Annotated in this window: 19 protein-coding genes; 17 read left to right on the top strand and 2 right to left on the bottom strand. The window is 57.9% G+C overall.

What is annotated here, in order from left to right; all coding sequences use genetic code 11:
• Window positions 1–215 precede the first annotated feature (215 nt).
• The 12 genes from HS122_01270 to HS122_01215 all read left to right on the top strand — a co-directional run bounded on the left by HS122_01270 (window position 216) and on the right by HS122_01215 (window position 12,646).
• The gene (locus HS122_01270) at window positions 216–1,994 is read left to right on the top strand and encodes a right-handed parallel beta-helix repeat-containing protein (GenBank protein MBE7537027.1); all 1,779 of its coding nucleotides are present in this window, start codon (window positions 216–218) and stop codon (window positions 1,992–1,994) included.
• Between the two features lie 570 nt (window positions 1,995–2,564).
• Window positions 2,565–4,079 carry a lipopolysaccharide biosynthesis protein gene (locus tag HS122_01265; GenBank protein MBE7537026.1) on the top strand — a complete coding sequence of 505 codons (1,515 nt, stop codon included), beginning with the start codon at window positions 2,565–2,567 and terminating at the stop codon, window positions 4,077–4,079.
• 53 nt (window positions 4,080–4,132) lie between these two features.
• On the top strand, window positions 4,133–5,230 hold the full coding sequence (locus HS122_01260) for a glycosyltransferase family 4 protein (protein MBE7537025.1): 1,098 nt from the start codon (window positions 4,133–4,135) through the stop codon (window positions 5,228–5,230).
• Between the two features lie 386 nt (window positions 5,231–5,616).
• On the top strand, window positions 5,617–6,606 hold the full coding sequence (locus tag HS122_01255) for a glycosyltransferase family 2 protein (protein ID MBE7537024.1): 990 nt from the start codon (window positions 5,617–5,619) through the stop codon (window positions 6,604–6,606).
• A 3-nt stretch (window positions 6,607–6,609) separates the two neighbouring features.
• Window positions 6,610–7,725, top strand: a complete 1,116-nt coding sequence (locus HS122_01250) for a glycosyltransferase (protein ID MBE7537023.1) — start codon at window positions 6,610–6,612, stop codon at window positions 7,723–7,725.
• A 59-nt stretch (window positions 7,726–7,784) separates the two neighbouring features.
• A complete protein-coding gene (locus HS122_01245; GenBank protein ID MBE7537022.1) occupies window positions 7,785–8,567 on the top strand; it encodes an FkbM family methyltransferase in 783 nt (260 codons plus the stop codon).
• Window positions 8,568–8,629: 62 nt separating this feature from the next.
• Window positions 8,630–9,652, top strand: a complete 1,023-nt coding sequence (locus HS122_01240) for a glycosyltransferase family 2 protein (GenBank protein ID MBE7537021.1) — start codon at window positions 8,630–8,632, stop codon at window positions 9,650–9,652.
• A gap of 198 nt (window positions 9,653–9,850) precedes the next feature.
• Window positions 9,851–10,477 carry a YdcF family protein gene (locus tag HS122_01235; protein MBE7537020.1) on the top strand — a complete coding sequence of 209 codons (627 nt, stop codon included), beginning with the start codon at window positions 9,851–9,853 and terminating at the stop codon, window positions 10,475–10,477.
• Between the two features lie 459 nt (window positions 10,478–10,936).
• On the top strand, window positions 10,937–11,173 hold the full coding sequence (locus HS122_01230; protein ID MBE7537019.1) for a hypothetical protein: 237 nt from the start codon (window positions 10,937–10,939) through the stop codon (window positions 11,171–11,173).
• Window positions 11,166–11,576: a PIN domain-containing protein gene (locus tag HS122_01225; protein MBE7537018.1), complete on the top strand. Its 411-nt coding sequence runs from the start codon at window positions 11,166–11,168 to the stop codon at window positions 11,574–11,576. Before HS122_01230 ends, HS122_01225 begins: the two co-directional genes overlap by 8 nt.
• Before the next feature lie 561 nt (window positions 11,577–12,137).
• A complete protein-coding gene (locus HS122_01220; GenBank protein MBE7537017.1) occupies window positions 12,138–12,338 on the top strand; it encodes an addiction module protein in 201 nt (66 codons plus the stop codon).
• Window positions 12,335–12,646: a type II toxin-antitoxin system RelE/ParE family toxin gene (locus HS122_01215; GenBank protein MBE7537016.1), complete on the top strand. Its 312-nt coding sequence runs from the start codon at window positions 12,335–12,337 to the stop codon at window positions 12,644–12,646. The genes HS122_01220 and HS122_01215 overlap by 4 nt, the downstream gene beginning before the upstream one ends.
• Window positions 12,647–12,808: 162 nt before the next feature.
• Here the strand turns inward: HS122_01215 and HS122_01210 are convergent, their stop codons facing one another.
• On the bottom strand, window positions 12,809–13,744 hold the full coding sequence (locus HS122_01210) for an IS110 family transposase (protein MBE7537015.1): 936 nt from the start codon (window positions 13,742–13,744) through the stop codon (window positions 12,809–12,811).
• Window positions 13,745–14,184: 440 nt separating this feature from the next.
• Between HS122_01210 and HS122_01205 the strand changes: the two genes are divergently transcribed.
• From HS122_01205 to HS122_01190, 4 genes are all read left to right on the top strand, one after another.
• Complete coding sequence (locus HS122_01205; protein ID MBE7537014.1) at window positions 14,185–15,171, top strand: Rpn family recombination-promoting nuclease/putative transposase; 987 nt, start codon at window positions 14,185–14,187, stop codon at window positions 15,169–15,171.
• Between the two features lie 707 nt (window positions 15,172–15,878).
• Entirely contained in the window at window positions 15,879–17,165 is a 1,287-nt protein-coding gene (locus HS122_01200) for a nucleotide sugar dehydrogenase (protein MBE7537013.1), read from the top strand.
• A 241-nt stretch (window positions 17,166–17,406) separates the two neighbouring features.
• Window positions 17,407–18,600 carry a glycosyltransferase family 4 protein gene (locus HS122_01195; GenBank protein ID MBE7537012.1) on the top strand — a complete coding sequence of 398 codons (1,194 nt, stop codon included), beginning with the start codon at window positions 17,407–17,409 and terminating at the stop codon, window positions 18,598–18,600.
• A gap of 354 nt (window positions 18,601–18,954) precedes the next feature.
• The gene (locus HS122_01190) at window positions 18,955–19,773 is read left to right on the top strand and encodes an ABC transporter permease (GenBank protein MBE7537011.1); all 819 of its coding nucleotides are present in this window, start codon (window positions 18,955–18,957) and stop codon (window positions 19,771–19,773) included.
• Between the two features lie 667 nt (window positions 19,774–20,440).
• Here HS122_01190 and glmS read toward each other — a convergent pair.
• The gene (gene glmS, locus HS122_01185; protein ID MBE7537010.1) at window positions 20,441–22,300 is read right to left on the bottom strand and encodes a glutamine--fructose-6-phosphate transaminase (isomerizing); all 1,860 of its coding nucleotides are present in this window, start codon (window positions 22,298–22,300) and stop codon (window positions 20,441–20,443) included.
• A 517-nt stretch (window positions 22,301–22,817) separates the two neighbouring features.
• Here glmS and HS122_01180 point away from each other — a divergent pair.
• On the top strand, window positions 22,818–24,089 hold the full coding sequence (locus HS122_01180; protein MBE7537009.1) for a hypothetical protein: 1,272 nt from the start codon (window positions 22,818–22,820) through the stop codon (window positions 24,087–24,089).
• Window positions 24,090–24,320: the final 231 nt, after the last annotated feature.

Below are 24,320 nucleotides of genomic sequence, written 5' to 3'. Positions count from 1 at the left end.
TGAAGCCCGTTCCAATTGCGCATTGTCGCTCCCAAGTTTCGTTATTCCGCAATCGTTTTATAAAGTGGTTTGGACGCCCTTGTCTTCATGTCCGCAACAGTACTCTGGGGAGAAAGGGACGCGGACTTGATAAACCACACGCTTCGGCCAATTATTAGAATATGAAACACATATATTCTCCTGTTCGCTTCGTAGGCTCCGTGCTCCTAGTCAGCATGGGACTGGTGCCTTTGGTAAGAGGTGAACTGATTCCTGCCCCACGACGGGTAGATTGGACCGCAAACGTGGCTGTCGGCGTGCCAGGAGGTATCCAGCAGCGCACGCGGCTTATCAATGTCACGGAGGCCCCATACAATGCCGACAGTTCCGGAGTGCAGAATGCGAGTTCCGCAATTCAGGCTGCGGTGAAGGCCGCAAGCGCCGGCGATGTGGTGTTTCTTCCGGCGGGTGTATACCGGATTGATTCACCTATTTACATTGGGCCGGAAAAGGATTCAATAACTGTAAGGGGTGCCGGTATGGAAGCGACTGTAATGGATGTGCGAACAAACGGAGCATTCAATGTGGGATCAGGGAGTGATTACCAATGGCTTTGGCCATCTTCAAACAATATAGTTACCGAAGGACTAGCAAGGGGTAGCAAATCTGTTTCCATCGATTCCACCTCTCCATTTTCCGTGGGGCAAATTATACGAATTGCGTTTGACAATATCACTTCAGAAGAACTTGTAAAGGCCGGGTATGTACCAACTATTTCAGTTGGCGGCTACAATTACCTCAGGACTCAGAAGACTCGAGTCACTAGCAAGACAAGTACGTCGATTTCCTTCTATCCGCCGCTCTATTATGTTCCCCCAAGTGGGTTGAGTGCCAGAGTAAACATCGTGCAGCAGCAGTGTGATTTTGTCGGAATTGAAGATTTAACGATCGATGGTGTGAATGGCTCCACGATTTTTCCAATATTATTTGATCAGTGTTATGGCAGCTGGGTTAAGGGTGTTAAGATTATCAACACAAATAATTATGGAATTTATATTACCGATTCATTGAACTGCGAAATTCGTCAATGCGTAATCCGTGATCGTAAGTACGTAGGGTCCAATGGCGCTGGATTACTAATAGGTGCGGTGTCGGCGAGTTTGATAGAAGACAATATTGTGGTGAATGTTGCGCCGGCAATTGAGGTTACGTCTTCCTCTGCAGGAAATGTGTTCGCGTATAATCTCCTGGAGAGCAATATTGGTGGAACGATAAATACCAATCATGGCCCACATAATTCGTACAATTTGTATGAGGGTAATATATCTCCGAATCTGCAGTGTGATGGGTATTTTGGAGGGGCCTCTGAAGATACGGTATTTCGAAATTGGTTGCATGGGACCGACTTGAGGAGAACATTTCGAGCTTTCAAGCTTTGCTTGAATCGATTTTCCCGCAATTATTCAATTGTTGGAAATATCATTGGGGATCCCGGCTTTAGTGGGATTCCATACAGCTTTGGCAACCCAAATATGGGAAATGGCGCGTATGACGGATCAGCACGTGCAATTTTGGGACAATTTTGGCGGGATTGGAAGGCACAGGGTACTCTAGTCGTACGAGTGTCTGACGATGCTGGGATTGTGAAACTGACTAAGGGTACATTCTTTGTTGGGCAACTCGGCTATCTTTTGTGGGACAATAAGCGAATTCAGTTTTCGGTTTCTTCTATAGGCACCAACGGAGTATCGTTTTCTGGCGGTATCGGAGCTGTTCTGCCCGCAGAGGGTACGTTGGTATCGGTCTTTATGGGCCCAGCCGGGTATCAGGAAATGGATCTTGATGTTGAGGCAACAACGCTCTTGCGTGGGAATTTTAACAGCGGGGACAATGGAATTCCCGTCAATGAGAGCCTTGGATCCGACTCCTGCCTGATTCACTTTTTCGTTCCTCAAAACCTGACTATTTTGGCAACCTCCCTTGGCCCGCGATTGATCCTCGCAATCCCAATGTGACATTTGATAGCATTCCGGCGGGATACCGTTACGTGAGGGGTGCTGACGTGCCGGGATTGTCGCAGGGGCCTGCATTGCCCAATGCTCCTAGCGGCCTTTCCGTAAGTGCTGCGCGGTGAACTGATTTAATCATATCAGTGCAGTCGAAAGTACTTCGTCAGCGGTGGCACTAGTGCCACTGTATTGGTGCGGCTTGGTTAGCGATGCGGAAGTACTTAGAGTCTGTCACAAGTTTTCCTATTTCAAGAATCGTCGAATAATGCGGATATGCTTATGCGTCGCTGGGGAATTATCAATGAATTTTGGATAGACGTAAATGAAAGTATCAAGTATCGCCTCTAACATTGTGTACTGTGTACGAACCGGCTTCCGAAGCTCACCCATAGGTGGATACACGGGTTATAAGGCTCCAATTTTTGAAGTATCGCCAATTTTGCGGCGCTTTAGCCATATTTCTAGGCGGGCTTTATGTTGATCATTAACTTCTTGCGACCGGTCTTGGAACAGGCTCTGCTTACGACGGAGCGTTAACGCAGGAAGGGATGACGAAAATTGAGCCTGTTTTGCTTTATGACCCACGAAGCTAGATTTGAAATGCTCATGAGGGAGGATTCGCACGGCGATCTTAGGACACGGTCGATCCGGGCGGCTTTCTGGACGAGTGCGTCCTCATTTTTCGACTTCGCGCTACGTATGGGATCGATTGCGGTGACGGCGCGACTGATCATTCCAGAGCACTTTGGTTTGTTCATGATGGTCACTGTTGTGACCGGTCTCATTGATCAGATTCGCGAACTCGGGCTCTCCTCAGCCACTGTTCAGCGAAAGTCGCTGAGCCACGCGGAGGCGAGCAATCTTTTCTGGATCAGCGTTAGCATGGGACTGGGACTGGCCGTGCTGCTGCTTTCAGCATCACCCCTTATCGCCTTATACTATCGCGAACCCCGCTTGATTTGCCTCAGCGCAAGCTTATCGATAAACACCTTACTCGGTGGGCTGCTGATCCAGCACCAGGCGTTACTTACCCGAAAGTTGAGAATGGGTTCGACGGCAGCGGTACGTTTGCTTTCAAGTGTGCTCAGCACGGGTCTGTGCATCTGGCTTGCAGCATTGGGTCATGGGTACTGGGCTCTAGTTGCGCGTGAGATCTCACGCACCCTAATTGTGGTGTCTGGGGTCTGGCTGTGCCTGCCTTGGATTCCTAGCCTGCCAAATCGCAACGTTAGTGTTATGCCTTTCCTCAAATTTGGCGGCAACCTCACCATTACCCATGTGATTCTCAATCTATGCGGAGGACTGGATCGGTTCTTGCTCGGTCGCCTGTTTGGTGCGGCACCTGTCGCAACCTACCGGCAGGCCTATCAAGTGGTGACAACGCCCAATGATCAACTATTGAGCCCAGTCTACCAAGTAGTATACCCAACGCTGAGTCGACTTCAAACCGAACCTCAACGTTTTCGGCGGTATTTCGGCCAGCTCCTTATGATGGTTGGCGTGGTCACCATGCCACTGAGTCTGTTTGTTGCAGTCTTCTCGTCCGAAGTTACGCTGTTTCTTCTCGGCGCAAGATGGGTGGATTCGGCACCCGTTGTTCGGCTCCTGTGTATCAGTACCTTCGTAAAGCAGTGTGCAGGGTGCAGTTTCTTTGTCTTGCTCTCCACTGGCCGCACCCGAGCGTATCGAAACCTAAACCTCCTCAACCAAACGATAAGTCTTGTCGGCGTCTTGTCTGGAGTCTGGTGGGGGCCAATCGGTCTCGCCATCGCCGATGTTTCAGTCACCTATTTGATGTTTTATCCAAGAGTGTATTTTGCACTGCGCGGATCACCCTTTACAGTGGGTGATTACTTTTCCACGCTGAAGCGTCCTTTCATCACGAGCTGTGTGATGGGTGCGGCACTTGTTATCCTTCGAACTCTGCTTCAGGATGGAACTGCATCCAACACAGTGAACGTCCTTGTTGCCGGTACCGGTGCCGCCCTCTTCGCCGGCTCCGCTTGGATCATCCAGCCGGGAGGTCTTGCAGAAATCAAATCACTATTCGATGTCTTCAAGGCGTCAGCGCGGAGAAAAGTAGTTGCTTGATTATTTTGCGATCGGATTCCAAGAGGTGAATCAAAAACCAAGTGAAGTGCGACATGAGTCGGAGAATTGTATATGACGGTCACATATTCCGATGGCAGACCTATGGTGGTGTCAGCCGGTATTTTTGCGAAATAATATCCAGATCGCGCCTTGCCGTTGGCAGACGGATTCTGGGTGTGGGAGCAGTGGCTGGGATCACACGCACAGGAGTAGGCTTTTCCCCACCGAGTAGAATAAAGCCACGACGAATCTCCCAGGCAATTGTAACCGAATACTGGGCAAGAAGGTATCTCTCTCGCGGATGCGTTTTTCACCCGACGAACTATCGACTATCATGCGGACTCAAGTACGGTGACCTCCGCTGTCGATTAGTTGTCACTGTGCATGACTTTATTATGCTGGCATATTCTGAGTTTCGTGAGGAATGTGCAGTGATGATTGCAGAGCAAGCGGAAGCAATTCAGGCGGCGGACCACCTCATTTGTGTTTCCAAGTATACCGAATCAGAGCTCCATGAACGGTACCCGAATACTCGCGGAAAGTCCTCAGTAGTGTATCATGGATCGTCTTTTCCAGCGCTTACCGAAGTGGGGTTGCAGGAGAAGGTTGCCAATCGGGCTGTATCCCGGTTTCTATTTGTTGGAGGGCGAGCTACCTATAAAAATTTTCTTTTTATTCTGGATGCATTCCACAAATCTGTAAAATCGGGTATCCCGATGAAACTCGTGGTTGCTGGTGCCGCACTTTCGAAGGAAGAACGATGGCAGGTTGAGGCGCGTGGCTTAAACGAATTCATTGAGGTACATTGCAAGCCTAGTGAGGCTCAGTTGCATAAGCTATATTTGGACTCAACTGCCCTATTGTACCCATCCGTGCATGAAGGGTTTGGAATTCCTGCGTTGGAGGCCATGGCGTGTGGTTCTCTTGTAATTGCGTCTTCTCGAACCAGTCTTCCGGAAGTTGTTGGGGATGCAGGAATGCTGCTAGATCCATTCGACACGGATGCATGGGTGGATCGGATTGTGACAGTGGCCAAGGGTTCCGCGGATCTTTCACCCATATTGAGACGCGGGATAGCAAGAGCCTCCGCACTATCGTGGGATCTGGCTGCGGAAAAGCATGACGCGATATACTTACAACTGTTTGGTTAAAGAAGTGTCAGTCAATTTGTTGAATATGATTGAACCTAGTAATTGGTGATATCCGGTGCTTTAAACATTGCTTCTGCGGGGCATGAACTGAATGAAGAGGGTATTGTATACTATTGATCACGATTTTCCGCTGGTCTCGTCATTGCGACATTTATGAAGCGATACAGGTGCTGCGGCGTGTCCTCGTCACATGTAGCAAGTCATCGATCGGCGTTTGCTAGGGCAAGTGTTCGGTGGCTCACCGGATTTTCTGGGTTCGTGACGATCCGAAAGCCTTTTAAGAAGGAAACTGATGAGATGGTGAGCCTCCGCTAAGCAACTCGGAGAAGCAGACGCGACATTGTATGGAAGAATTCGAAAACATTGTTGAAAGAGGACAAAGCGCGGTGAGCAACCTTTGCCTCACGCCGGCGAAGAATGAGGCATGGATTCTGCAACACCATCTGGGCGCTGCCGGGACCTGGGCGGCGAGGACTTTTGTTGCGGACCAGTTATCCACGGATGCATCGCGGGAAATCATTCGATCAACGCCGCGAGCGGAACTTCTCTGCAATGACTCGCCCACTTATGACGAGAATGCCCGGCAAAAGCTGCTCCTGACCGCAGCCAGGAAGGTGCCTGGGAAAAGAATCCTTTTCGGACTCGATGCCGATGAGGCCCTGTCGGCCAATGCGACAGGCAGCAGGGAATGGAAGATGATCCAGGAGGCCGCCCCGGGTACGGTCCTGCGGTTTCGGTGGGTGAATATTCTGCCGGGGTTCAAGACGGCATGGATCCCCCCGAACCTCATTCCCTGCGGATTCGTCGATGACGGCAGCGAGCATCAGGGTCGGCGCATCCATAGTTCCCGGGTGCCGCATCCTCCGGGCGCACCGACCCTCGACTGCCGGGAGATTGTTGTTCTGCACTTCCAGTTCGTGGCCTGGCAGCGCATGGCCAGCAAGCAGCGCTGGTATCAGGCTTGGGAGCACCATGGCCATGGTGTCAAGGGACCGCTGGCCATTTTCAGGGAGTATAACCACATGCATGGGAGCTGGAACAAGGAGGAGATCTTCCCTGTCGATCCCGAGTGGCTGGCGGGGTACGATGCCCGCGGCATTGAGTACCGGAAACTGAAGAGCGAGGATGTGACTTGGTGGGACCGCGAGGTTCTGGAGTTTATGAGCAAGGCGGGTACGCAGGCCTTTCGGCGGATTCATCTGTGGGATCAGGATTGGAACCGGATGGCCGCACTCGCGGGAGTAGCCGGCGATTTTTCGGATCCCAGGAACTCCTGGGAGCGACTGGTTCACCGGCTGCTCAAGTGGTCGCAGGCTCGCCGCGGCAGCCTGTTCACGCGCGGACTGGAGCACTTGCTGCGACGTCAGGGCTGGTGAACCATGACAACAATCGAGAAGTTTGCAGACATGCCTCAGGCCTGTGAGAACATTGACGCCGAACCGGTTCCCGGCGGCATCATCCTGTCGCGTCGCGGTCACTCGAACGGACGCCGTGTGCTGTTTGTCAACTCCTACGGCGGCCCGAACTTGTGGCGGGAGATCAGGGAGGGTCTCGCGCCGACGCATCATCTTTGGGGATGTATCGAACTGCTTGCGCGCGGCTACACCGTGCTGGTGTCCGAGCCCATCAAGCATTTCAGCATTCGAGGCCGTATCCTGCCGCATGATTTGAAGTATCACCGGCATCTCGCCGACTGGCTTCGCAGGGACGACATCCTGTTCAGCGCGCACACCCTCCTGTACTGGATTCCCCTGCTGCATCAGCTCGGGTACAGGCGGCGGGTGATTGTGTCGCTCACCTATGCGCGGGAGCAACTGGATTTTCCCCGCGCGCACCGCGGCGTGATCGCGCTCACGCCGGCGGCTGCGGACGAAGCCCGGCGCGTGGCTCCCCACGCGAAGGTGGCGATGCTGGGCTGGGGGGTGGATTTGGGGTTCTACCCGGTGCTCCCGTACAACCCAAAATTCTTCCTATCCTGCGGTCGTACCGAGCGGGATTTCGGCACGCTCGCGCGCGGAGTTGGGCTGTCGGGTCATGTCACATCAATCGTCTCGGCCAAGGACGCACCAGGGGTCGTCTGGCCGACCAATGCCAAGCGAGTTGGGACCGGAGGGCCAGGGGATTCCGTTCCGTTTTCCGAACTCGTCCACCACTACTATGCCCATTGCACGGCGTCGATCATAGCCCTGAATGCCGATCCGCGCGAAAAGACAGCTGTGGGCTTCACGGCCGCGATTGAAGCCATGGCGATGGCCCGGCCGGTCATAGTGACGCACACCGGCGCGATGCCGGGCGTGCTGGATCTTGTGAAACGAAGGTGTGGCATCGCTATTCCCGTCGGCGATGCGCAGGCGCTAGCGGATGCCATGCGCGTCTTGCACGACGATCCGGCCACGGCCGCGGAAATGGGTGTCACCGGACGCCAGCACTGCGAGGAGTTCTTCAATATCAATCGCTACGCGTCTGATTTGGATGCCTACTTCCAGTCATTGTAGTTGAATACTCACTACGAGGAGCGAATTCGCGCGAGAAGGAGGTCAAGGTAACGCGGGTCATGAAAAGCCTGTTGCGCCAGTGGGCAGAACGTCTGAGCGGCACGCGCATATTCAGGCGCCTGCCGCTTGGGATCGACGAGTTTGTTGACATCAAGGCTGCGTTTCCCCGGCACCCCTTCGCGTGTTTCGTCGATGTTGGGGCAAACGTCGGCCAGACCGCGCGGCAGATTCGGCGGCACTTTCCGCAGGCGGAGATCCACGCGATTGAACCGATTGCGGACACATTCTCCCGGCTGCGGGAGAACACGCGGGACATGGGAATAAAGGTTCACCAGCTGGCGCTGGGCGCTGCGAATGGCGAGGCGGAAGTGGCAGGGCCGTTGTCGGGCGTGGACTCGGTGATGAATTCCCTTGCGGCCCGGAATCCGGCGGCGCCGGCAGGCGGCTCGTCAACGAAAGCGGAATGCGTCGCGGTCCGGACGCTGGAGACCTTTTGTGAGGAGTCCGGAATCACCGGAATCGACTATCTCAAGATCGATACGGAAGGCTTTGATCTGCAGGTGTTGAAAGGTGCGGGTGCATGGATCGATGAGCAGCGCATTCCCCTTGTGATGGCGGAGGTGAGCATGAATCCCACGAATGCGTTTCATGTGCCGTTCGAGGAGGTGAAACGGCATATGGAGGGGAGGGGCTACCTCGTATTTGCGCTTTATGAGCAGACACAGGAATGGAAGTTGAAGCAGCCGGTGCTGCGTCGCGCCAATGTCTTGTTTGTTTCGCGGCGGATGGCGGGGGTTTCGAGCTGGTCGCAAGGAACTTTGCGGTCGGAGGCATGTCGATGAGCATGCTTCAACCATTCATCTGACAGGGATCGTCCATCATCAAGAAAGCCCATGCGGTGGTCATGCCACGAGTATCAGTCGTCATACCCACTTTCAATCGTCGCAAACTGCTCCCGGAGGCGTTGGACAGTCTTCTGCGGCAGACTTTCCAGGACTGGGAGGCGATCGTCGTGGACGATGGATCCAATGACGACACCTTCGAGGTGGCGAGTGACTATGCGAGGCGGGATCCGCGCTTTCGGTGTCTGCCGCGTGAAGGGGAAAAGCGTGGCGCGGATGTCTGCCGCAATCAGGGGATCCTTGCTGCGTCGGCTCCACTGGTTGTGTTTCTGGATTCGGATGATCTGCTGCTGCCGGGTGCCTTCGAGTATCGCGTGCATCAGGCGGAGGCTGAACCGGGCATGGATTTTCATGTTTTCATGACCCGGCTGTTCGGACGCAATCCCGGAGACTCCGCGGTCATCTGGAATGAGTTTTCCGAAGAGTCTGATTTAAGGCGCTTTCTGCGCATGGATCTCGTGTGGCATACGTCGGGTCCCATCTGGCGCAGGGATGCGCTTCTTCGCATCGGTGGATTCGATGAATCACTGGCCAGCTTTCAGGATTGGGACATTCATGTTCGCGCGCTGATCGCTGGTTTGAGATACCGCAAGGTTCCGAAGGTTGACCACCTGTATCGTCGGCCCGACTGGCAGACCGACCAGCTCAGTTCGAAATCCACGCGGGAGCTCCGACACCTGAAATCACATCGAGGCATGTTCCGACGGACCGTTGACATCCTGGCAGGCGCTGCCGATCCGTCCGTCCGCGCGCTGAGGGCGGAGATGCGCCCGCTTTACTGGTGGCTCGCTGAACTCTGGCGGCAAACCGGCGATACGGCAGGTGCCTTGGATGTCTGGCGGGAGGCGCGGGCGCTGGGGCTATGCAGTCGGTTTCATCACCGGCTCGGGAGCAATCTGCTGCGACTGCATGGCAGCCGTCTGGGTCGCCACCTCTTGGTTCTCTCCGAGAAACTCTTCCCTTCCACCTATGATGGATTGGGATCGCGAACGTTTCATCCCATAGCGAAGGATGTGCGTTCGTAGGCCGGAGCATCGTTCATGATCTTGATGCTCTGGTTTGGCGAAAGTGTGGCACAGACCTTCCTGCCTTTGGGCTGAAGGCACGAGGCAGACAAGAATGCCTGCTCCACATTTCGATCCAGGAATATCGATTCAAGGAGCTTAGTGTCAGAATCTCCAACAGATTGCTCACGGGCTGCTCTTGGCCTTTTCCATCGGCGCATGCGTTGGGGGCTTTCGCTGCGGGGAAAGGTTGCGGTCCTGCTTGCCGTGGCGGTGCTGGTGGCAGGCGGACTGTTTGGGATCTATCCGTTTTTCTCCACAACGCAGCGGGTCGATACCAACATTCTGGTCGTCGAGGGGTGGGTGCCGGATTATGCGATTCGCGCGGCGGCGGATGAGTTTGGAAGGGGCGGCTACGCCAGGATTCTGACAACGGGGGGGCCGGTTCAGGGGATGGGTGGGTATGTCAATGATTACAGCACGGCCGCCAGCATTGGCGCGACACGGCTCCGGGCGCTGGGTTTCGGTTCGGATCAACTGCAGATGGTGCCCTCGCGGGTCATGCAGCGCGACCGCACGTACGCATCGGCGCTGGCCTTGCGGGAGTGGCTGTCGGCGAATCTGCCGGATACGCGGAGCGTTAATGTGATGACCACAGATGTGCATGCTAGGCGCACACGACTGCTTTTTCAGCTGGCCTTGGGGAGTCGGTACTCGGTGGGGATCATCGCCATTCCGAACCCGGACTATGATCCGGGCCACTGGTGGAAATACAGCGAGGGCGTCAGGGATGTGGTCGGGGAGACCATCGCGTATGTTTACGCGAAGCTGTTTTTCTGGCCGTGAGCGGAGTGGGTCGGAAGGGTTAAACGCGAAGGCGCGAGGACGCGGAGGATGAGATTTCTCTTTCAACTGGAGGGGCACGCTTTGTCGTGACCTGGGGACGGGTGTCGCGAAACGGAGACGGAGGGTATCACGCGGAGACGCGGAGAACGCGGAGAAGACGAGGAATGGATTTGTTTTCAAATGGAGGGCACGCTCCGTCGTGACCACAGGGACGCGCGTCGCGCAACTACGTCAGATTTTCTCACGCGAAGACGCAAAGACGCGAAGCAGAGAGGACAATTCCGACAGACCTTTGACCGATTCCTCTCCGCGATCTCCGCGTCTCCGCGTGAAACTTTCCGTCTCCGTTATGCATCACCCGTACCCGGTCACGACGGAGCGTGCCCCTCGTGCGCCTGTGTGAAATAATTCTGTCTGGGCGCTGAACTCTGACTTCTGGCCAATCTTGACACGATCGGGGTGTATGACAGGGTGTCAGACATGACCTTGTCGACACGAACACTGGTGCGGGAGTTTCCCAAGGCGAAGGCCGCCGCGCGCAAGGGGCAGGCGGTCGAGATTGTCGATGGCAAGTCGGGTGAACGCTTTCTGCTGACGGCCAAGCCGACCCAGACGTTCGGTGAACTGGCGGCTCCCGCCAGGGGTGCCTACAGGGGCCCGCGGAATCTTTCTGCTCGGGAAGGCTTTGGTGGCTGATTTCATCGCTGACACAGGACCGCTGGTGGGCTGGATCAATTCCCGGGACCAGTGGCATGACTGGAGCGTTGCGGCACTGGCGGCCATTGCGCCGCCGCTGATCACCTGTGAGTCAGTGATCGCGGAAGCAGCCTGGCTGTTGGGGCGTTCGCGCAATGCGGTGGACCGCCTCTACGGTCTTGTCGACGCCGGGGCTTTGCGCGTGGTGCCCATCCTGCCGGAGCACATGGCTCACCTGCGCGCACTCAGCGCGAAGTACGCGCAAATGGATTTCTGTGACGCTGCTGTTGTGCGTTTGGCGGAAATGTTTCCGCGCGCCACGGTGATCACGACCGATTCCGCTCATTTCACGGTTTATCGACGATTCGGAAGCCGGCCGCTTGCGCTGCGTCATCCCGGCTGAGGGGGCGGAGGGGTTAAACGCGAAGGCGCGAGGACGCGGAGGAAGAGCGAAGGGGAGCCGGGGGATGAGAGGTCGGAGGTCGGAAGTCTGAGGTCAGTTGAGAATGGAGGGGCACGCTCCGTCGTGACCTGGGGACGCGCGTCGCGCAACTACGTCAGATTTTCTCACGCGAAGACGCAAAGACGCGAAGCAGAGAGGACAATTCCGACAGACCTTTGACCGATTTCCTCTCTCCGCGATCTCCGCGGCTCCGCGTGAGAAATTCCGTTTGATCTCCGAAGGTGACTGCGGGCTTCCAGCCCGCAGTCGCCTTGAGGTCAATTGCAAGGTGGATATCAAAGGTCGGGAATCGGAGGGTTTCACGCGGAGGCGCGGAGATCGCGGAGGGAGGAAGGCGATCGGTGGTCAGATGTCGGAGGGCAAGGTCAGAAGTCAAAGTGCTGACTTCTGACTGCTGAACTCTGAACTCCGGCATGTCCCGGCGGGAGGCACGAGACCGCTTGCCATGTCGTATTGTCGGTCTAGATTTCCTCTATGGCCACCGTTTTCCCTTTGAAGAAGATGTCCCGCCTTGAAAAGCTTCAAGCAATGGAGGCGCTTTGGGTGGACTTGAGCCGCGAAGAGGATCAGTTTGACTCTCCTGCCTGGCACGCAGATGCACTAAGGGATGCGGAACGCGCGGTGAGTACCGGCGGGGCGACCTTCACGGACTGGGAGGAAGCAAAGAAGCGGATACGGCGCAAAGCCGTCAGGCCAGCGTGACGCTTCGACTACTCAGCCTGGCGGAAGCCGACTTGTTGGACGGCTTCCGTTTCTATGAACGACAGCAGGTTGGGGTTGGATCCTATTTTCTCGATTCGCTCTACTCCGATATTGAGGCGCTTCGCCTTTATGCCGGCATTCATCGTCGTCTCTTTGGCTATCATCGACTTTTGTCCAAGCGATTTCCGTTCGGGGTCTACTATGACATCTCTGGCGATGAAATCCGTGTCTGGCGCGTGCTTGATTGCCGGCGAAATCCGCGATGGATCAAGTCGGAGCTGAAGAAGGGTCAATCGACTGGATTCTGACCAGATGCCGGAGGGCTAAACGCGGAGGCGCGAGGACGCGGAGGATGAGCGATGGGGGGAGGGGGTGGCTCGGGCTTCCAGCCCGCAGTCGTCATTAGGCCAATTGCAAGGTGGATATCAGAGGTCGGGAATCGGAGAGTTTCACGCGGAGCAGCGGTGTTTTCAGGCAAGAACAAAATCAGGGTCTTGAAGGAGATGATTCATCAGGCAGGCCATCTTCCGCATGACGGCGACGAGACAGACCTTGGCTGGTTTGCCGTTGGCGCGAAGTCGCTGGTAGAAGGCGGCGAGAATTGGATTGGAGCGGGATGCCGAGACGGCGGCCATGTACAGGACATGTCGGACGGGTGCGCGCCCGCCGCGTACGTGACGGGGTGCGCAGGTGTGGCCGGAATCGGCCGCGTGGGGTGCGACACCCAGCAAGGCCGAGAGCTGCGCGGATTCGATCTGGCCCAATTCAGGGACGTAGGCCAGAACCGTGGCAGCGAGCACAGGTCCGATGCCCTTGACCTGCTGGAGCCGTTGAGACTTGTGCTTGAGATCGGGATCCTGATCGATGAGTTGGTCGATGAGTTTTTCGACCTTGGCAATCTGCTGAGCGAGAAACTTCTGTTGGGTCGTCAGCAGGTGTCGCAGGGTCGGTCCAGCCAAGGAGAGGCGGGCATTCACCTCCACGAGTTGGGTGGTCAATTGCCGGCGATGTTCAAGCATCTCGCGCAAGGTAGCCGAAGCCGGATCGGCCGGCACAGCCAGGCGCGGATTCATTTTCTCCCCGAAGCGACGCAGCATGCGGGCATCGATACGATCGGTCTTAGCCAGCAAGCCCTCCGCATAGGCAAACGCGCGACATCGTCCTGGTTGCACGACACACACCTCAATGCCCGCTTGCAGCAGTTCTGCGACGATTAGCTTTTCGTAGCCGCCGCTGGCTTCGCACACAACGCGGGGATTTGGTACGGAGCGGATTCTTTGGATGAGTTCAGAGCGACCTGCGGGGGTGTTGGCACAGCGGCCTTCAGCAGTTTCGCTCAAGCAGTAATCGAGTTGGTCCTTGGAAATATCCAGTCCAACGTAGTTGGGTGACACATTTGCGGGCATGGTATGCTCCTTCTTGCGATGCGAGCTCAAGGCTCTTCCAGCGGTTCGAGTTAAACCAGGCACAGGACAGGGATCATTGCTCCGCGGCGAGGTCGAGCCTCTTGGCGCGAATCGATCTTCCTGCCCTGCCGCGTGTCCGGCGGCCGGCCGAACACGCGCCCTGGCGACCTTGGAAGAGGTTCGCTCATCCAAGGCCAAATCTACTGTGACAAAGGCCGCCGCCTCCGACGAGCCAAATGGCCCATTCTCGGCGGCGGCCTTTGTCACTCCCCTCTTGTTCACGAAATTGGACATACAAGACGCGGAGATCGCGGAGAGGCTGGAGGACACTGAGAAGTGGGGAGATTGAGATGGGTGATATCGGAGGTTGCTGGCAATGTCGCATTACAATTGCATTAATGCCTTGTATTTCGTCTACGTTCAGTCGAGCTGATCGATGAATGCCGGACGAACGTTTGCACCAGCCCCATGACAAGCTCTTCAAATCGAGTTTTGGGGACAGGAACACCGCCAGGGCATTTTTCCGGACGCATTTTCCGCCGGCGATCGTTGCGATCATTGACTGGGAAAGTCTGAGATTGGAATCAGGTTCATTTATCGACGATGAACTTCGTTCCTCGGAAAGTGATCTGCTCTATCGGGTAGGGCTGCAAGCCGCTCATCGGATATCAGCCACAGCTGATGCATTTGTCTACCTGCTTTTTGAGCATCAGCGCCGCGAGGACCGATGGATTGCTTTGCGCCTGCTGACCTACCAAACCCGGATCTGGCAGAAGTATCGTGCGGCTCATCCGTTGTCACTGGCATTGCCGCCAATCCTGCCGATGGTCTTGGCGCAGAACAATCAGGCTTGGTCAATTGTTCCTCGTTTTCATGCCCTGCTCGATGCTTCAGGCGAAGCCGCTGATTTCGGAAAATCTCCCCTATCCCAGTACGTGCCTGATTTCATGTATGGGCTGATCCAATTGGCGGCGCTGCCCTTCACGGAAATCACCGGAACGTCGCTGGGCACGCTCACACTGCGGGTGCTCAAGGCTGAACGAACGGGAGATCTGATGAGTGACCTTGTTTGGGACGAAGCGCTCCTGCTTGACCTTACACCCAGCCACATGGAGCGGATACTGCGTTATATCGTGGGCGTGGGTGAATTTGACAAAACGACGATCAATCGGAAACTGAACACACTCAAAACAGCAGCCATCAAGGACAACGCCATGACCATTGCCGAACAGTACAGACAGGAAGGCCGACAGGAAGGTCAGCAGGAGGGGCGCAGGGAGGGCCAGCAAATCGGTCAGTTGATTGGGAGGATTCAGCTCTTGCAGGACCTTTTGGGTCGCGACGCGACTCCGGCTGAGAACCTTGCCACGCGCTCGATCAGCGATTTGCAGGCGATGCATGACTCACTCAGGGCCTCGCTGCCGTAGGAGGCTGGATTTCCACGCGCGGCTCGGGCTTCCAGCCCGCAGTCATCTTGAGGTCAATTGGAAGTTGGAATACTGAGGTCAGAGGTCGGAAGGGTCTCACGCGGAGACGCGGAGGGCGCGGAGAAGACGAACTTGTTTTCACCTGGAGGGGCACGCTTTGTCGTGACCGGATCGATGATTGTTTGAAATCGGAATTTGGAACGGCGTCTTGAATTGATGGATCGAATGACGAATCAGCCGGCGTTGTTGCGCGATGCGCGTCCCCTGGTCACGACGGAGCGTGCCCCAATGGATTTTTTTGACGCGTCCGTTTTCTCGGCGATGTACCTTGAGTCGCCCCTTCAGGGCTCACGATTGATGTAACCACCAATACCCATGGCGTTGCCATGGGCTGGCATGGTCCGCGCCTTTGGCGCTCTGTGGGCGGAGGTCAGCGGTCAAAGGTCAGTCGGAATTGTCCTCTCTGCTTCGCGCCTTCGCGTCTTTGCGTGAGAAAATCTGACGTAGTTGCGCGACGCGCGTCCCCTGGTCACGACGGAGCGTGCCCCTCCAATTGGAAAAACTTTGATCGCTGACCCGCTGGTTCCGCTCCGACCTCTGCCATCAATCGGGGTTGAGCCGGGGGCGGATCGTGCCGATGATGGGGGCTATCCCTCAGGACATTCACTTTATCAGGACAACTTTTCCTCTCAGCATCATTCATTCCCATGAACATCTCCATCGTCGGGCTCGGCTATGTCGGGCTTCCGCTTTCCCTGCAGTTTGCGCGCTCGGGCGCGAAGGTTCTTGGTCTGGACATCGATCCTTCCAAGGTGGAGGCACTGAACAGCGGGAGGAGTTACATCAAGCATATCACCGGTGATGCCATCGCCACCGAACGCAAGGCGGGGCGCTTCGAGGCGAGCACGGATTTCGCCCGCATCCGTGGTGTTTCCGCGGTGATCATCTGCGTGCCGACCCCGCTCAACAAGAACCGTGAGCCGGACATCTCCTTCATCACGGAAACCGGCAAGGCCATCGCGCCGCACCTGCAGAAGGGCACGGTTGTCGTGCTTGAATCGACAACCTATCCGGGCACGACCGATGAGGATCTGCGGGGTGTGCTCGAAAAGGGCTCGGGATTGAAGGCCGGGACCGATTTTCATCTGGCGTTCTCACCGGAACGCGAGGATCCGGGCAATCCGCAAAGCGTGGTAGCCACGATCCCCAAGGTGGTGGGCGGCTTTACGCCGGCCTGTTTGAAGCGGGCGACCGAGCTCTACTCGATAGCGATCAAAACACTCGTGCCGGTCTCCTCGTGTCGCGTCGCCGAGGCCACCAAGCTGCTCGAGAACACCTTCCGCGGAGTGAACATCGCTTTGGTGAACGAGCTCAAGGTGGTTTACGCGGCGATGGGCATCGATGTCTGGGAGGTTATCAATGCCGCGAAGACCAAGCCTTTCGGCTTCATGGCGTTTTACCCGGGGCCGGGACTGGGGGGGCATTGCATTCCGATCGATCCCTTTTATCTGACCTGGAAGGCGCGCGAATATGGTCAGCACACGCGCTTCATTGAACTGGCGGGCGAGATCAACACCGCCATGCCGGAGCATGTGATCCATCAGGTTGCCGATGCACTCAACGAGCGCAGCAAGCCCGTGCGCGGCAGCCGGGTGCTGGTGCTTGGACTGGCCTACAAGCCGAATGTGGACGACGATCGTGAATCGCCGAGCTACGTGCTGATGGAAATGCTCAAGCAGCGGGGGGCGCTGGTTTCGTATCACGACCCCTATGTGCCTGTGATCAAACCCACGCGGGAGCACCCGCAGTGGGCGGGCACGAAGTCGGTCGCGTGGGATCGCGCAACGATCGCGTCCTTCGACGCGGTGCTGCTGGCGACGAACCACGCGTCCGTGAACTATCAGGAACTGGCCGACTGGGCGCCGTGCATCATCGATACGCGCAACGCGATGGCGCCCGTGCGCACGACGCCAGGGCAGGTGCGGAAGGCGTAGGACGGAGGTCGGAGGTTCGCCTTGTCAACTGGAGGGGCACGCTTTGTCGTGACCTGGGAACGCGCGACGCGTGGCGCGGAAATTTCACGCGGAGACGCGGAGCACGCGGAGAAGAGTTTTTTCGCATCCGATTTCTCCGCGTGCTCCGCGACTCCGCGTGAGGCCCTCTGTTTAATCTCTAAAGCTGACTGCGGGCTGGAAGCCCGAGCCACGGACTGACCTCTTCTTCTCGTTTTTGCCCATGAGCATCTGCGGTCCGCGAATACTTTTTGTCGGTTCATCCTGGCCTCACGGAGGGAGCTTTGGTGGGCAGATTCGGTCGCTCAATCTGGCGCGCGCATTGGGCACGCTGGGGCCGGTAACGGTTTCCGTTGTCGGGTCGGCGGCTGACGATGCCGAGGCGCGGCGGCTGACCGCGGAGGAGTTTGCCGTCGGACAGGTCGTCCCCGGGCTTTCCACCCCGAATCGCTCCGTGGCCGCCAAGCTGCGTCGCATGCTGGATCCGCGGTTCATGAACGTGCACGGGCTAAGCGTGGATCCGGCTGAGCGGCAGCGGTTCATGGCCTCGCTGGGCGCCTACGATCTCGTCTGGGTTTTCAATTCAAGGACCGCCAACATCCTCGGCATCTGGAACTGGCCGCGCACGCACCTCGACATCGATGACGTGCCCAGCACCTATGCGCGTTCGGCGCGACAGGCGGTGCGGGGTTGGCTGGCGAGGGGCAAACTGCGCCTGGAGGAGGCGTCCCTGAAGCGGCGCGAGGTCCTGTTCCCGGAGCGCTTCAGCACGCTTTCAGTCTGCAGCGAGGCGGACAAGGCCTACCTGGGCGGCGGCGAACGCATGCACGTCATCCCCAATGGCTACGATGCGCCGGCGCACGAACCTTCGCGGAACGCCGATGAATTCTTTCGCGTGGGTTTCATCGGGCTCTATTCGTACGCACCGAATCGCCGCGGGGTGGAATGGTTCTGGAGGCTGGTGTGGCCGCAGATCAAGAGGGCTTTCCCTCAGGCGCGGCTGCGGCTGGCTGGACGCGGCAGCGAGTTGCTGGACGTGCCGGATGCACCGGACGTCGACAGGCTCGGTTTCGTGGCGGATGCGGCGGCGGAGATCGCCACCTGGTCGCTCATGATCGTGCCGGTCCGCGAGGGCGGAGGGACGCGCATCAAGATCGCGGAGGGTTTTGCTAGGAAATGCCCTGTGGTGGCGACCTCGCTCGGCGCGTTCGGCTACGAGGTGACCGACCGCGTGCACCTGCGCCTGGCCGACAGCGACACGGCGTTTGCGGAAGCCTGCAACGGCATCCTGGCCAATCCGAGAGAGGCCGCGGAGATGGCGGATCGGGCGTTCAAGGCGTTTCAGAATAAGTGGACCTGGCAGGCCATTCGACCGCGGATCGTCGAGGCGGCGCAGGACTGCCTGCGCCGGAGGTGAGGAGGTCGGAAGTCGGAGGATTAAACGCGAAGGCGCGAGGACGCGGAGGAAGAGATTTCTCTTTCAACTGGAGGGGCACGCTCCGTCGTGACCGGGGGACGGGTGATGCATAACGGAGACGGAGAGTTTCACGCGGAGACGCGGAGATCGCGGAGGGAGGAATTGGTTATCAACTGGAGGGGCACGCTCTGTCGTGACCGGATCGATGATTGTTTGAAATTGGAATTTGGAACGGCGTCGTGAATTGATGGATCGAATGGTGAATCAGCCGGTGCTGTTGCGCGGAGCGCGTTGCCTGGTCACGACAAAGCGTGCCCCTCCATGATAAACTGACCTCTGACTCCCGATAATTGTATGGACCCCGTTGTCATTCGTCCGCGGCGCTCGAGCGTGCATTATTGGGCCGAGGTGTGGAAATTTCGCGAGTTGCTCGGCTTGCTTGCCTGGAGGGATCTGCTGGTGCGCTACAAGCAGACGAGCCTTGGCATTCTGTGGGCGCTTCTGCGGCCGCTTTTGTCGATGCTGATCCTGACTCTCGTCTTCAGTTATTTTGGAAAGCTCCCGTCCGGACCCGCACCGTACGCGCTCATGGTGCTCTGCGGGCTACTGCCGTGGCAGTTTTTTTCCGCCGCGATGTCCGAAAGCGGCAACAGCCTGGTCAACAGCTCGTACCTGATAGCCAAGGTCTATTTTCCCCGCCTGATCGTCCCCATCAGCAGTCTGGTCCCGGCTTGCATGGATTTCCTGGCATCCCTGGGGTTGCTGTCTGGGTTGATGCTCTTCCACGGGTATGCGCCGTCGCCCAACCTCGTGTTTCTTCCGCTCTTCATTGTCCTGGCGCTCGCGGCTTCGCTCGCGATGGGCATCGGCCTCTCGGCGTTGATCGCGCGGTATCGGGATATCCGATACATCCTCCCGTTCGCGGTGCAGATGGGCTTGTTCCTTTCGCCCGTGGGCATGCAGACGCGGATCGTTCCCGAGCAATTTCGGCTTCTCTATTCGCTGAACCCGATGGTGGGGATCATCGACGGCTTCCGCTGGTCGATCCTCGGAGACGCGTACCCGGTTGCGGTGGAAAGCGTCGTCATTTCAGCGGTGGTCGTCGCCGTGCTCCTGGGCGCTGGCGTCGCCTACTTCAGGGCCATCGAGCGCACCTTTGCGGACATTCTCTGATGCCGCATGAGGGCGGAGATCGAGGCGTTAAACGCGGAGGCGCGGAGGCGCGGAGGAAGAGCGAAGGGGGGGGAGGGGTGGCTCGGGCTTCCAGCCTGCAGTGGTCTTTAGTCAGTTGGAGGGTGGATTTCAGAGGTCGGGAATCGGAGGGTTTCACGCGGAGCCGCGGAGATCGCGGAGGGAGGAATTGGTTTTCAACCGGAGGGGCACGCTTTGTCGTGACCTGGGGACGGGTGATGCATAGGGATGCCGGAGGGTTTCACGCGGAGGCGCGGAGATCGCGGAGGGAGGAATTGGTTATCAACTGGAGGGGCACGCTTTGTCGTGACCGGATCGATGATTGTACGAAAATCGGAATTTGGAACGGCGTCGTGAATTGATGGATCGAATGGCGAATCAGCCGGCGCTGTTGCGCGATGTGCGTCCCCTGGTCACGACAAAGCGTGCCCCTCCAAGGGATTTTTTTTGACGCGTCCGTTTTCTCGGCGATGTACCTTGGGTCGCCCCTTCAGGGCTCACGATTGATGTAACCGCCAATACCCATGGCGTTGCCATGGGCTGGCATGGTCCGCGCCTTTGGCGCTCTGTGGGCAGAGGGCGGAGATCAGAGGTCAGCGGCCCTATATCCTACATCCGATCTCTGACTTCCGAGCGCTGGCTTCCGACTCTACTCGACCGTCACGGACTTGGCCAGGTTGCGGGGCTTGTCGACGTCGCAGCCGCGGGCGCAGGCGATGTAGTAGCTGAGGAGCTGCACGGGCACGGTGGCGATGATCGGCAGGATCGACTCGTGGCAGTCGGGAATCGGAATAGTCTCGTCGGCGAGGTTTGGCGGGAGTTCGGCGCCCTCGGTCACGATCGCGATGATCCTCCCCTTGCGCGCCTTGATCTCCTGCATTGAGGAAACGATCTTGTTGAAGAGCTCCCCCTTGGGCGCGAAGAAGACCGACGGACAGTGCTCGCTGATGAGCGCGATGGGGCCGTGCTTCATCTCCGCCGCGGGGTAGCCCTCCGCGTGAATGTAGGAAATCTCCTTCAGCTTGAGCGCGCCTTCGAGCGCGATGGGGAATAGCGAGAGCCGGCCCAGAAACAGCATGTCGGTCACGCGGGCGTACTTCTCCGCGATGACCTTGATGTGCGCCGCCTGGGTGAGGACCTTGCGGACCAAATCCGGCGCGCTCTTGAGCGCGTTGACGTATTCGACGCCGTCGCTGAACGACATGTCGCGCATGCGGGCGACGTGCAGCGCGAGCATGGCGGCCACCATGAGCTGGGACGTGAACGCCTTCGTCGAGGCGACGCCGATCTCGGGTCCCACGTGCTGGTAGACGCCGCCATCCGCCTCGCGGGCGATGGTCGAGCCGACGACATTGTTGATCGCCATCACGCGGAAGCCCTTGCGTTTGGCTTCGCGCAGGGCGGCCAGGGTGTCGATGGTCTCGCCCGACTGGCTCATCACGAAGAAGAGCGAATTGTTCGAGAGCGGGACGTTGCGGTAGCGGAACTCGGAGGCGTAGTCGACCTCGACGGGGATGCGGGCGAAGCGCTCGATCAGGTGCTCGGCGACCAGGCAGGCGTGCCAGGCCGTGCCGCAGCCGCAGAACACGAAGCGGTCAGAGGAGCGGAAGTCGCTGGCGGTGATGTTGAGTCCGCCGAACTTGGCGGTGCTGCCGTCCTCGGAGAAGCGCCCGCGCATGGTGTTTTCCAGGGCGACAGGCTGGTCGAAGATCTCCTTCTCCATGTAGTGGGAGAAGTCGCCCAGCTCCGCGTCCGCGACCGACCAGTTGACCGTGTCGATGACCGGTGCGACGTCCGCCTGATCGAGCGTGGTGATGTGGAAGCCCTTTGACGTGAGGTGGACGATCTCGCTGTCCTTGAGGTAAACAACATTCTGGGTGCGGCTGATCATGGCCGAGACATCGCTGGCGAGCAGGAGTTCATCGGAGCCGACGCCCAGAATGAGGGGCGAGCCCTTGCGCGCGGCCACGATTTCGGAGGGGCAGTCGATGCAGAGCACGGCAATGCCGTAGGTTCCCTCGACATGGAATAGCGCCTTGCGAACGCTTTCAACCAGCCGGCTGTGTTCGCTGGATCCGTTCGCAACGGGTTCCTTGGCGTAGTGATAGGCGATGAGATTGCAGAGGACCTCCGTGTCGGTCTCGGAGCTGAAGGTGTGTCCCTTGGTGAGCAGGAAGCGTTTGATCGAATTGTAGTTTTCGATCACGCCATTGTGCACGATCGCAATTTTGCCGTCGGAACTGAGGTGGGGGTGCGCGTTGGCGTCGGTGACGCCGCCGTGGGTGGCCCAGCGGGTGTGACTGATTCCGGTGGTGCTGCCGAGCGGCTGGCGCGCGGCCTCCTTGGCCAGCGTGGCGACGCGGCCGACCTTCTTCACGATGGTGAGCCTGCTGCCATCGTGCACGGCGAGGCCCGCCGAGTCATAACCCCGGTACTCAAGCCGCTTGAGGCCGTCGATCAGGATCGAGGCCGCCTTCTGTTTTCCGACATATCCGACGATTCCGCACATAAGGTATTGGTCTGGATGTGAACCATTGATCCCGGGGAGATCCTGTCCACGGTTTTCAAGGATGATATCTTGGATTTATTCCGGGGTTCGAGATGAATTCCTCAAATGAATAGTTTCGGTGCGATTGAAAGCGGATGAAGCGGTTTGTTCGGGAAAATCGTGGGAAACGCGGAATTTGGGGATGATTGTGGAAAGTGATTTGAAGCTGGGCCGGGCATTTGAGTGCGACCGCGGATGGGGCGAAGAGAAGGCAAGCATGGATAACGGGATGACGAGCGGAAGTCAGATGTCAGAAGTCAGATGTCAGGGGTCGGAGATTGGCATTCCGGTTTCAGACCCATCCACTTTGCGCCTTTGCTTCCTTGCGTTGGAAATTCCGACGCAGTTGCGCGACGCACGTTCCCAGGTCACGACAGAGCGTGCCCCTCCATTTGGCAATGTACCGGTCTCCGGTTTCCGGCTTATATCCGGATTGTGTCCGCCCAATCTCCGGCTAGAAGATGCCCATGATTTCTGCATGAAAACATTATCAGCGTCTGCGGTTCTTTCCTGGATCTCCCTTCAGGCGATGGTCTTGAGTCTTGTGGCGGCGGCGCCGGGACAGACGGCGACGGGTGCCTCATCGAGTCCGCAACGTGCGCCATCGATGACGGAGCGGCGCAGTGTCACCTCATCCGCGCCGCAGGGCCTGCTCGGCACGAGCATTTTCCGACCGTTCACGGGCGTGCCTCCCGAAGAGGCGGCGGGAAAGTTTGCGCGCATGCTCAACCCTTCCCTCCAGTACACGCTTTCCTATGGCGACAATCTGGCGGGATACACCGGCAGCGATGCGAACAGCACGATCCATCAGTTGTCGCCGGCGATCATGGTGCGCGCCGCCGACCGTGTGACGTTTCGCTATTCTCCGACCTTCATCTGGTACTCCAGCAAGGCGCTGAAGGATCGCACCGATCACACCGCGTCCGTGAATGCGGGAGCGGGTGTGGGCAATACGGATTTGAGTGTGGGAGCGTCGTACAGCCTCACGAGTTTGCCGCTGGTTGAGACGGGACGCCAGACGATCGAGGAGGCCTGGTCGGTCAATGGCGGTGCGGTGGTTGCGCTGGGCGAGCGGACCGATCTGGACGTGACGCTCGGGTGGGGAGGTCGCAATACCGAGGAGTTTACGAACATGCAGTCGGTCAACTCCTTCGTCTGGCTGCGCCGGAAGGTGGGAACGACTCTCAGTCTCTCCGCAGGCCTGGGCGGCTCGAAGAACATGGTTGATCAAGGCGCAGACATCACGTCCAGACAGGCGAAGATTGGCGCGGTTTGGCAACCGGGGCCAAAGCTGAGTGTTGACGTCAACGTCGGCGTGGACTCCAGCAAGTTCGAGGGGTCCGGGGACAATCGAACCAGTCCCGTGTACAGTGGGGACATCAGCTACAAATTGACGGATGTCACGACCCTCAGCCTCGGTGCGAACCGGGGGGTGAATTCCTCCTACTACGCGAATCAGATGAACCAGGCCGAGGGATACACGCTCGGGCTGAGTCAGCGACTGCTCGGGCGGCTGAATCTGGGCGCGGGGCTTTCCTGGAGCAAATCGAGGTATGTCCTGAAGGACGCCTCGGCGGGCATAACTCAAAGGAAGGACGAGTATCAGTCGGCATCGCTGTCGTTGTCGACCGTGCTCAGGCAGCGCATTTCCGTCGGGCTCAACTGGACCCGCGCGAGAAACCTGTCCAACACGTTTGGCTTTGGCCGGACGAGCACAATCTGGGGTCTCAGTGTTGGATGGTCCTATTGAAAGTGAAGGGTCGCTCCGGAGCAGCCTGGCGACAGGGAGGCCTTTTCAACTGGAGGGGTACGCTTCGTCGTGCCCAGGGGATTCGCGTCGCGCGACGGCAGCGGAGAGTTAAACGTGAAGGCGCGGAGGCGCGGAGGAAGAGCGAAGGGGAGGAAGGAATATCTTTTTCAAATGGAGGGGCACGCTTTGTCGTGACCAGGGGGACGGGCGTCGCGAAACGGAGACGGAGGG

Source organism: Opitutaceae bacterium (assembly GCA_015075305.1).
GTDB lineage: Bacteria > Verrucomicrobiota > Verrucomicrobiia > Opitutales > Opitutaceae > UBA6669.
This window is presented reverse-complemented; position numbering and strand designations above follow the sequence as displayed.

Excerpts from the sequence above, each read along its gene's own strand:
- HS122_01180 (MBE7537009.1), top strand. The coding sequence starts at position 22,818 with ATGAAAACATTATCAGCGTCTGCGGTTCTTTCCTGGATCTCCCTTCAG.
- HS122_01245 (MBE7537022.1), top strand. The coding sequence starts at position 7,785 with ATGAAAAGCCTGTTGCGCCAGTGGGCAGAACGTCTGAGCGGCACGCGC.
- HS122_01265 (MBE7537026.1), top strand. The coding sequence starts at position 2,565 with ATGACCCACGAAGCTAGATTTGAAATGCTCATGAGGGAGGATTCGCAC.
- HS122_01235 (MBE7537020.1), top strand. The coding sequence starts at position 9,851 with ATGCGTTGGGGGCTTTCGCTGCGGGGAAAGGTTGCGGTCCTGCTTGCC.
- HS122_01210 (MBE7537015.1), bottom strand. The coding sequence starts at position 13,744 with ATGCCCGCAAATGTGTCACCCAACTACGTTGGACTGGATATTTCCAAG.
- HS122_01250 (MBE7537023.1), top strand. The coding sequence starts at position 6,610 with ATGACAACAATCGAGAAGTTTGCAGACATGCCTCAGGCCTGTGAGAAC.
- HS122_01220 (MBE7537017.1), top strand. The coding sequence starts at position 12,138 with ATGTCCCGCCTTGAAAAGCTTCAAGCAATGGAGGCGCTTTGGGTGGAC.
- HS122_01260 (MBE7537025.1), top strand. The coding sequence starts at position 4,133 with ATGAGTCGGAGAATTGTATATGACGGTCACATATTCCGATGGCAGACC.
- HS122_01240 (MBE7537021.1), top strand. The coding sequence starts at position 8,630 with ATGCCACGAGTATCAGTCGTCATACCCACTTTCAATCGTCGCAAACTG.
- HS122_01190 (MBE7537011.1), top strand. The coding sequence starts at position 18,955 with ATGGACCCCGTTGTCATTCGTCCGCGGCGCTCGAGCGTGCATTATTGG.
- glmS (MBE7537010.1), bottom strand. The coding sequence starts at position 22,300 with ATGTGCGGAATCGTCGGATATGTCGGAAAACAGAAGGCGGCCTCGATC.
- HS122_01205 (MBE7537014.1), top strand. The coding sequence starts at position 14,185 with ATGCCGGACGAACGTTTGCACCAGCCCCATGACAAGCTCTTCAAATCG.
- HS122_01195 (MBE7537012.1), top strand. The coding sequence starts at position 17,407 with ATGAGCATCTGCGGTCCGCGAATACTTTTTGTCGGTTCATCCTGGCCT.
- HS122_01200 (MBE7537013.1), top strand. The coding sequence starts at position 15,879 with ATGAACATCTCCATCGTCGGGCTCGGCTATGTCGGGCTTCCGCTTTCC.
- HS122_01270 (MBE7537027.1), top strand. The coding sequence starts at position 216 with ATGGGACTGGTGCCTTTGGTAAGAGGTGAACTGATTCCTGCCCCACGA.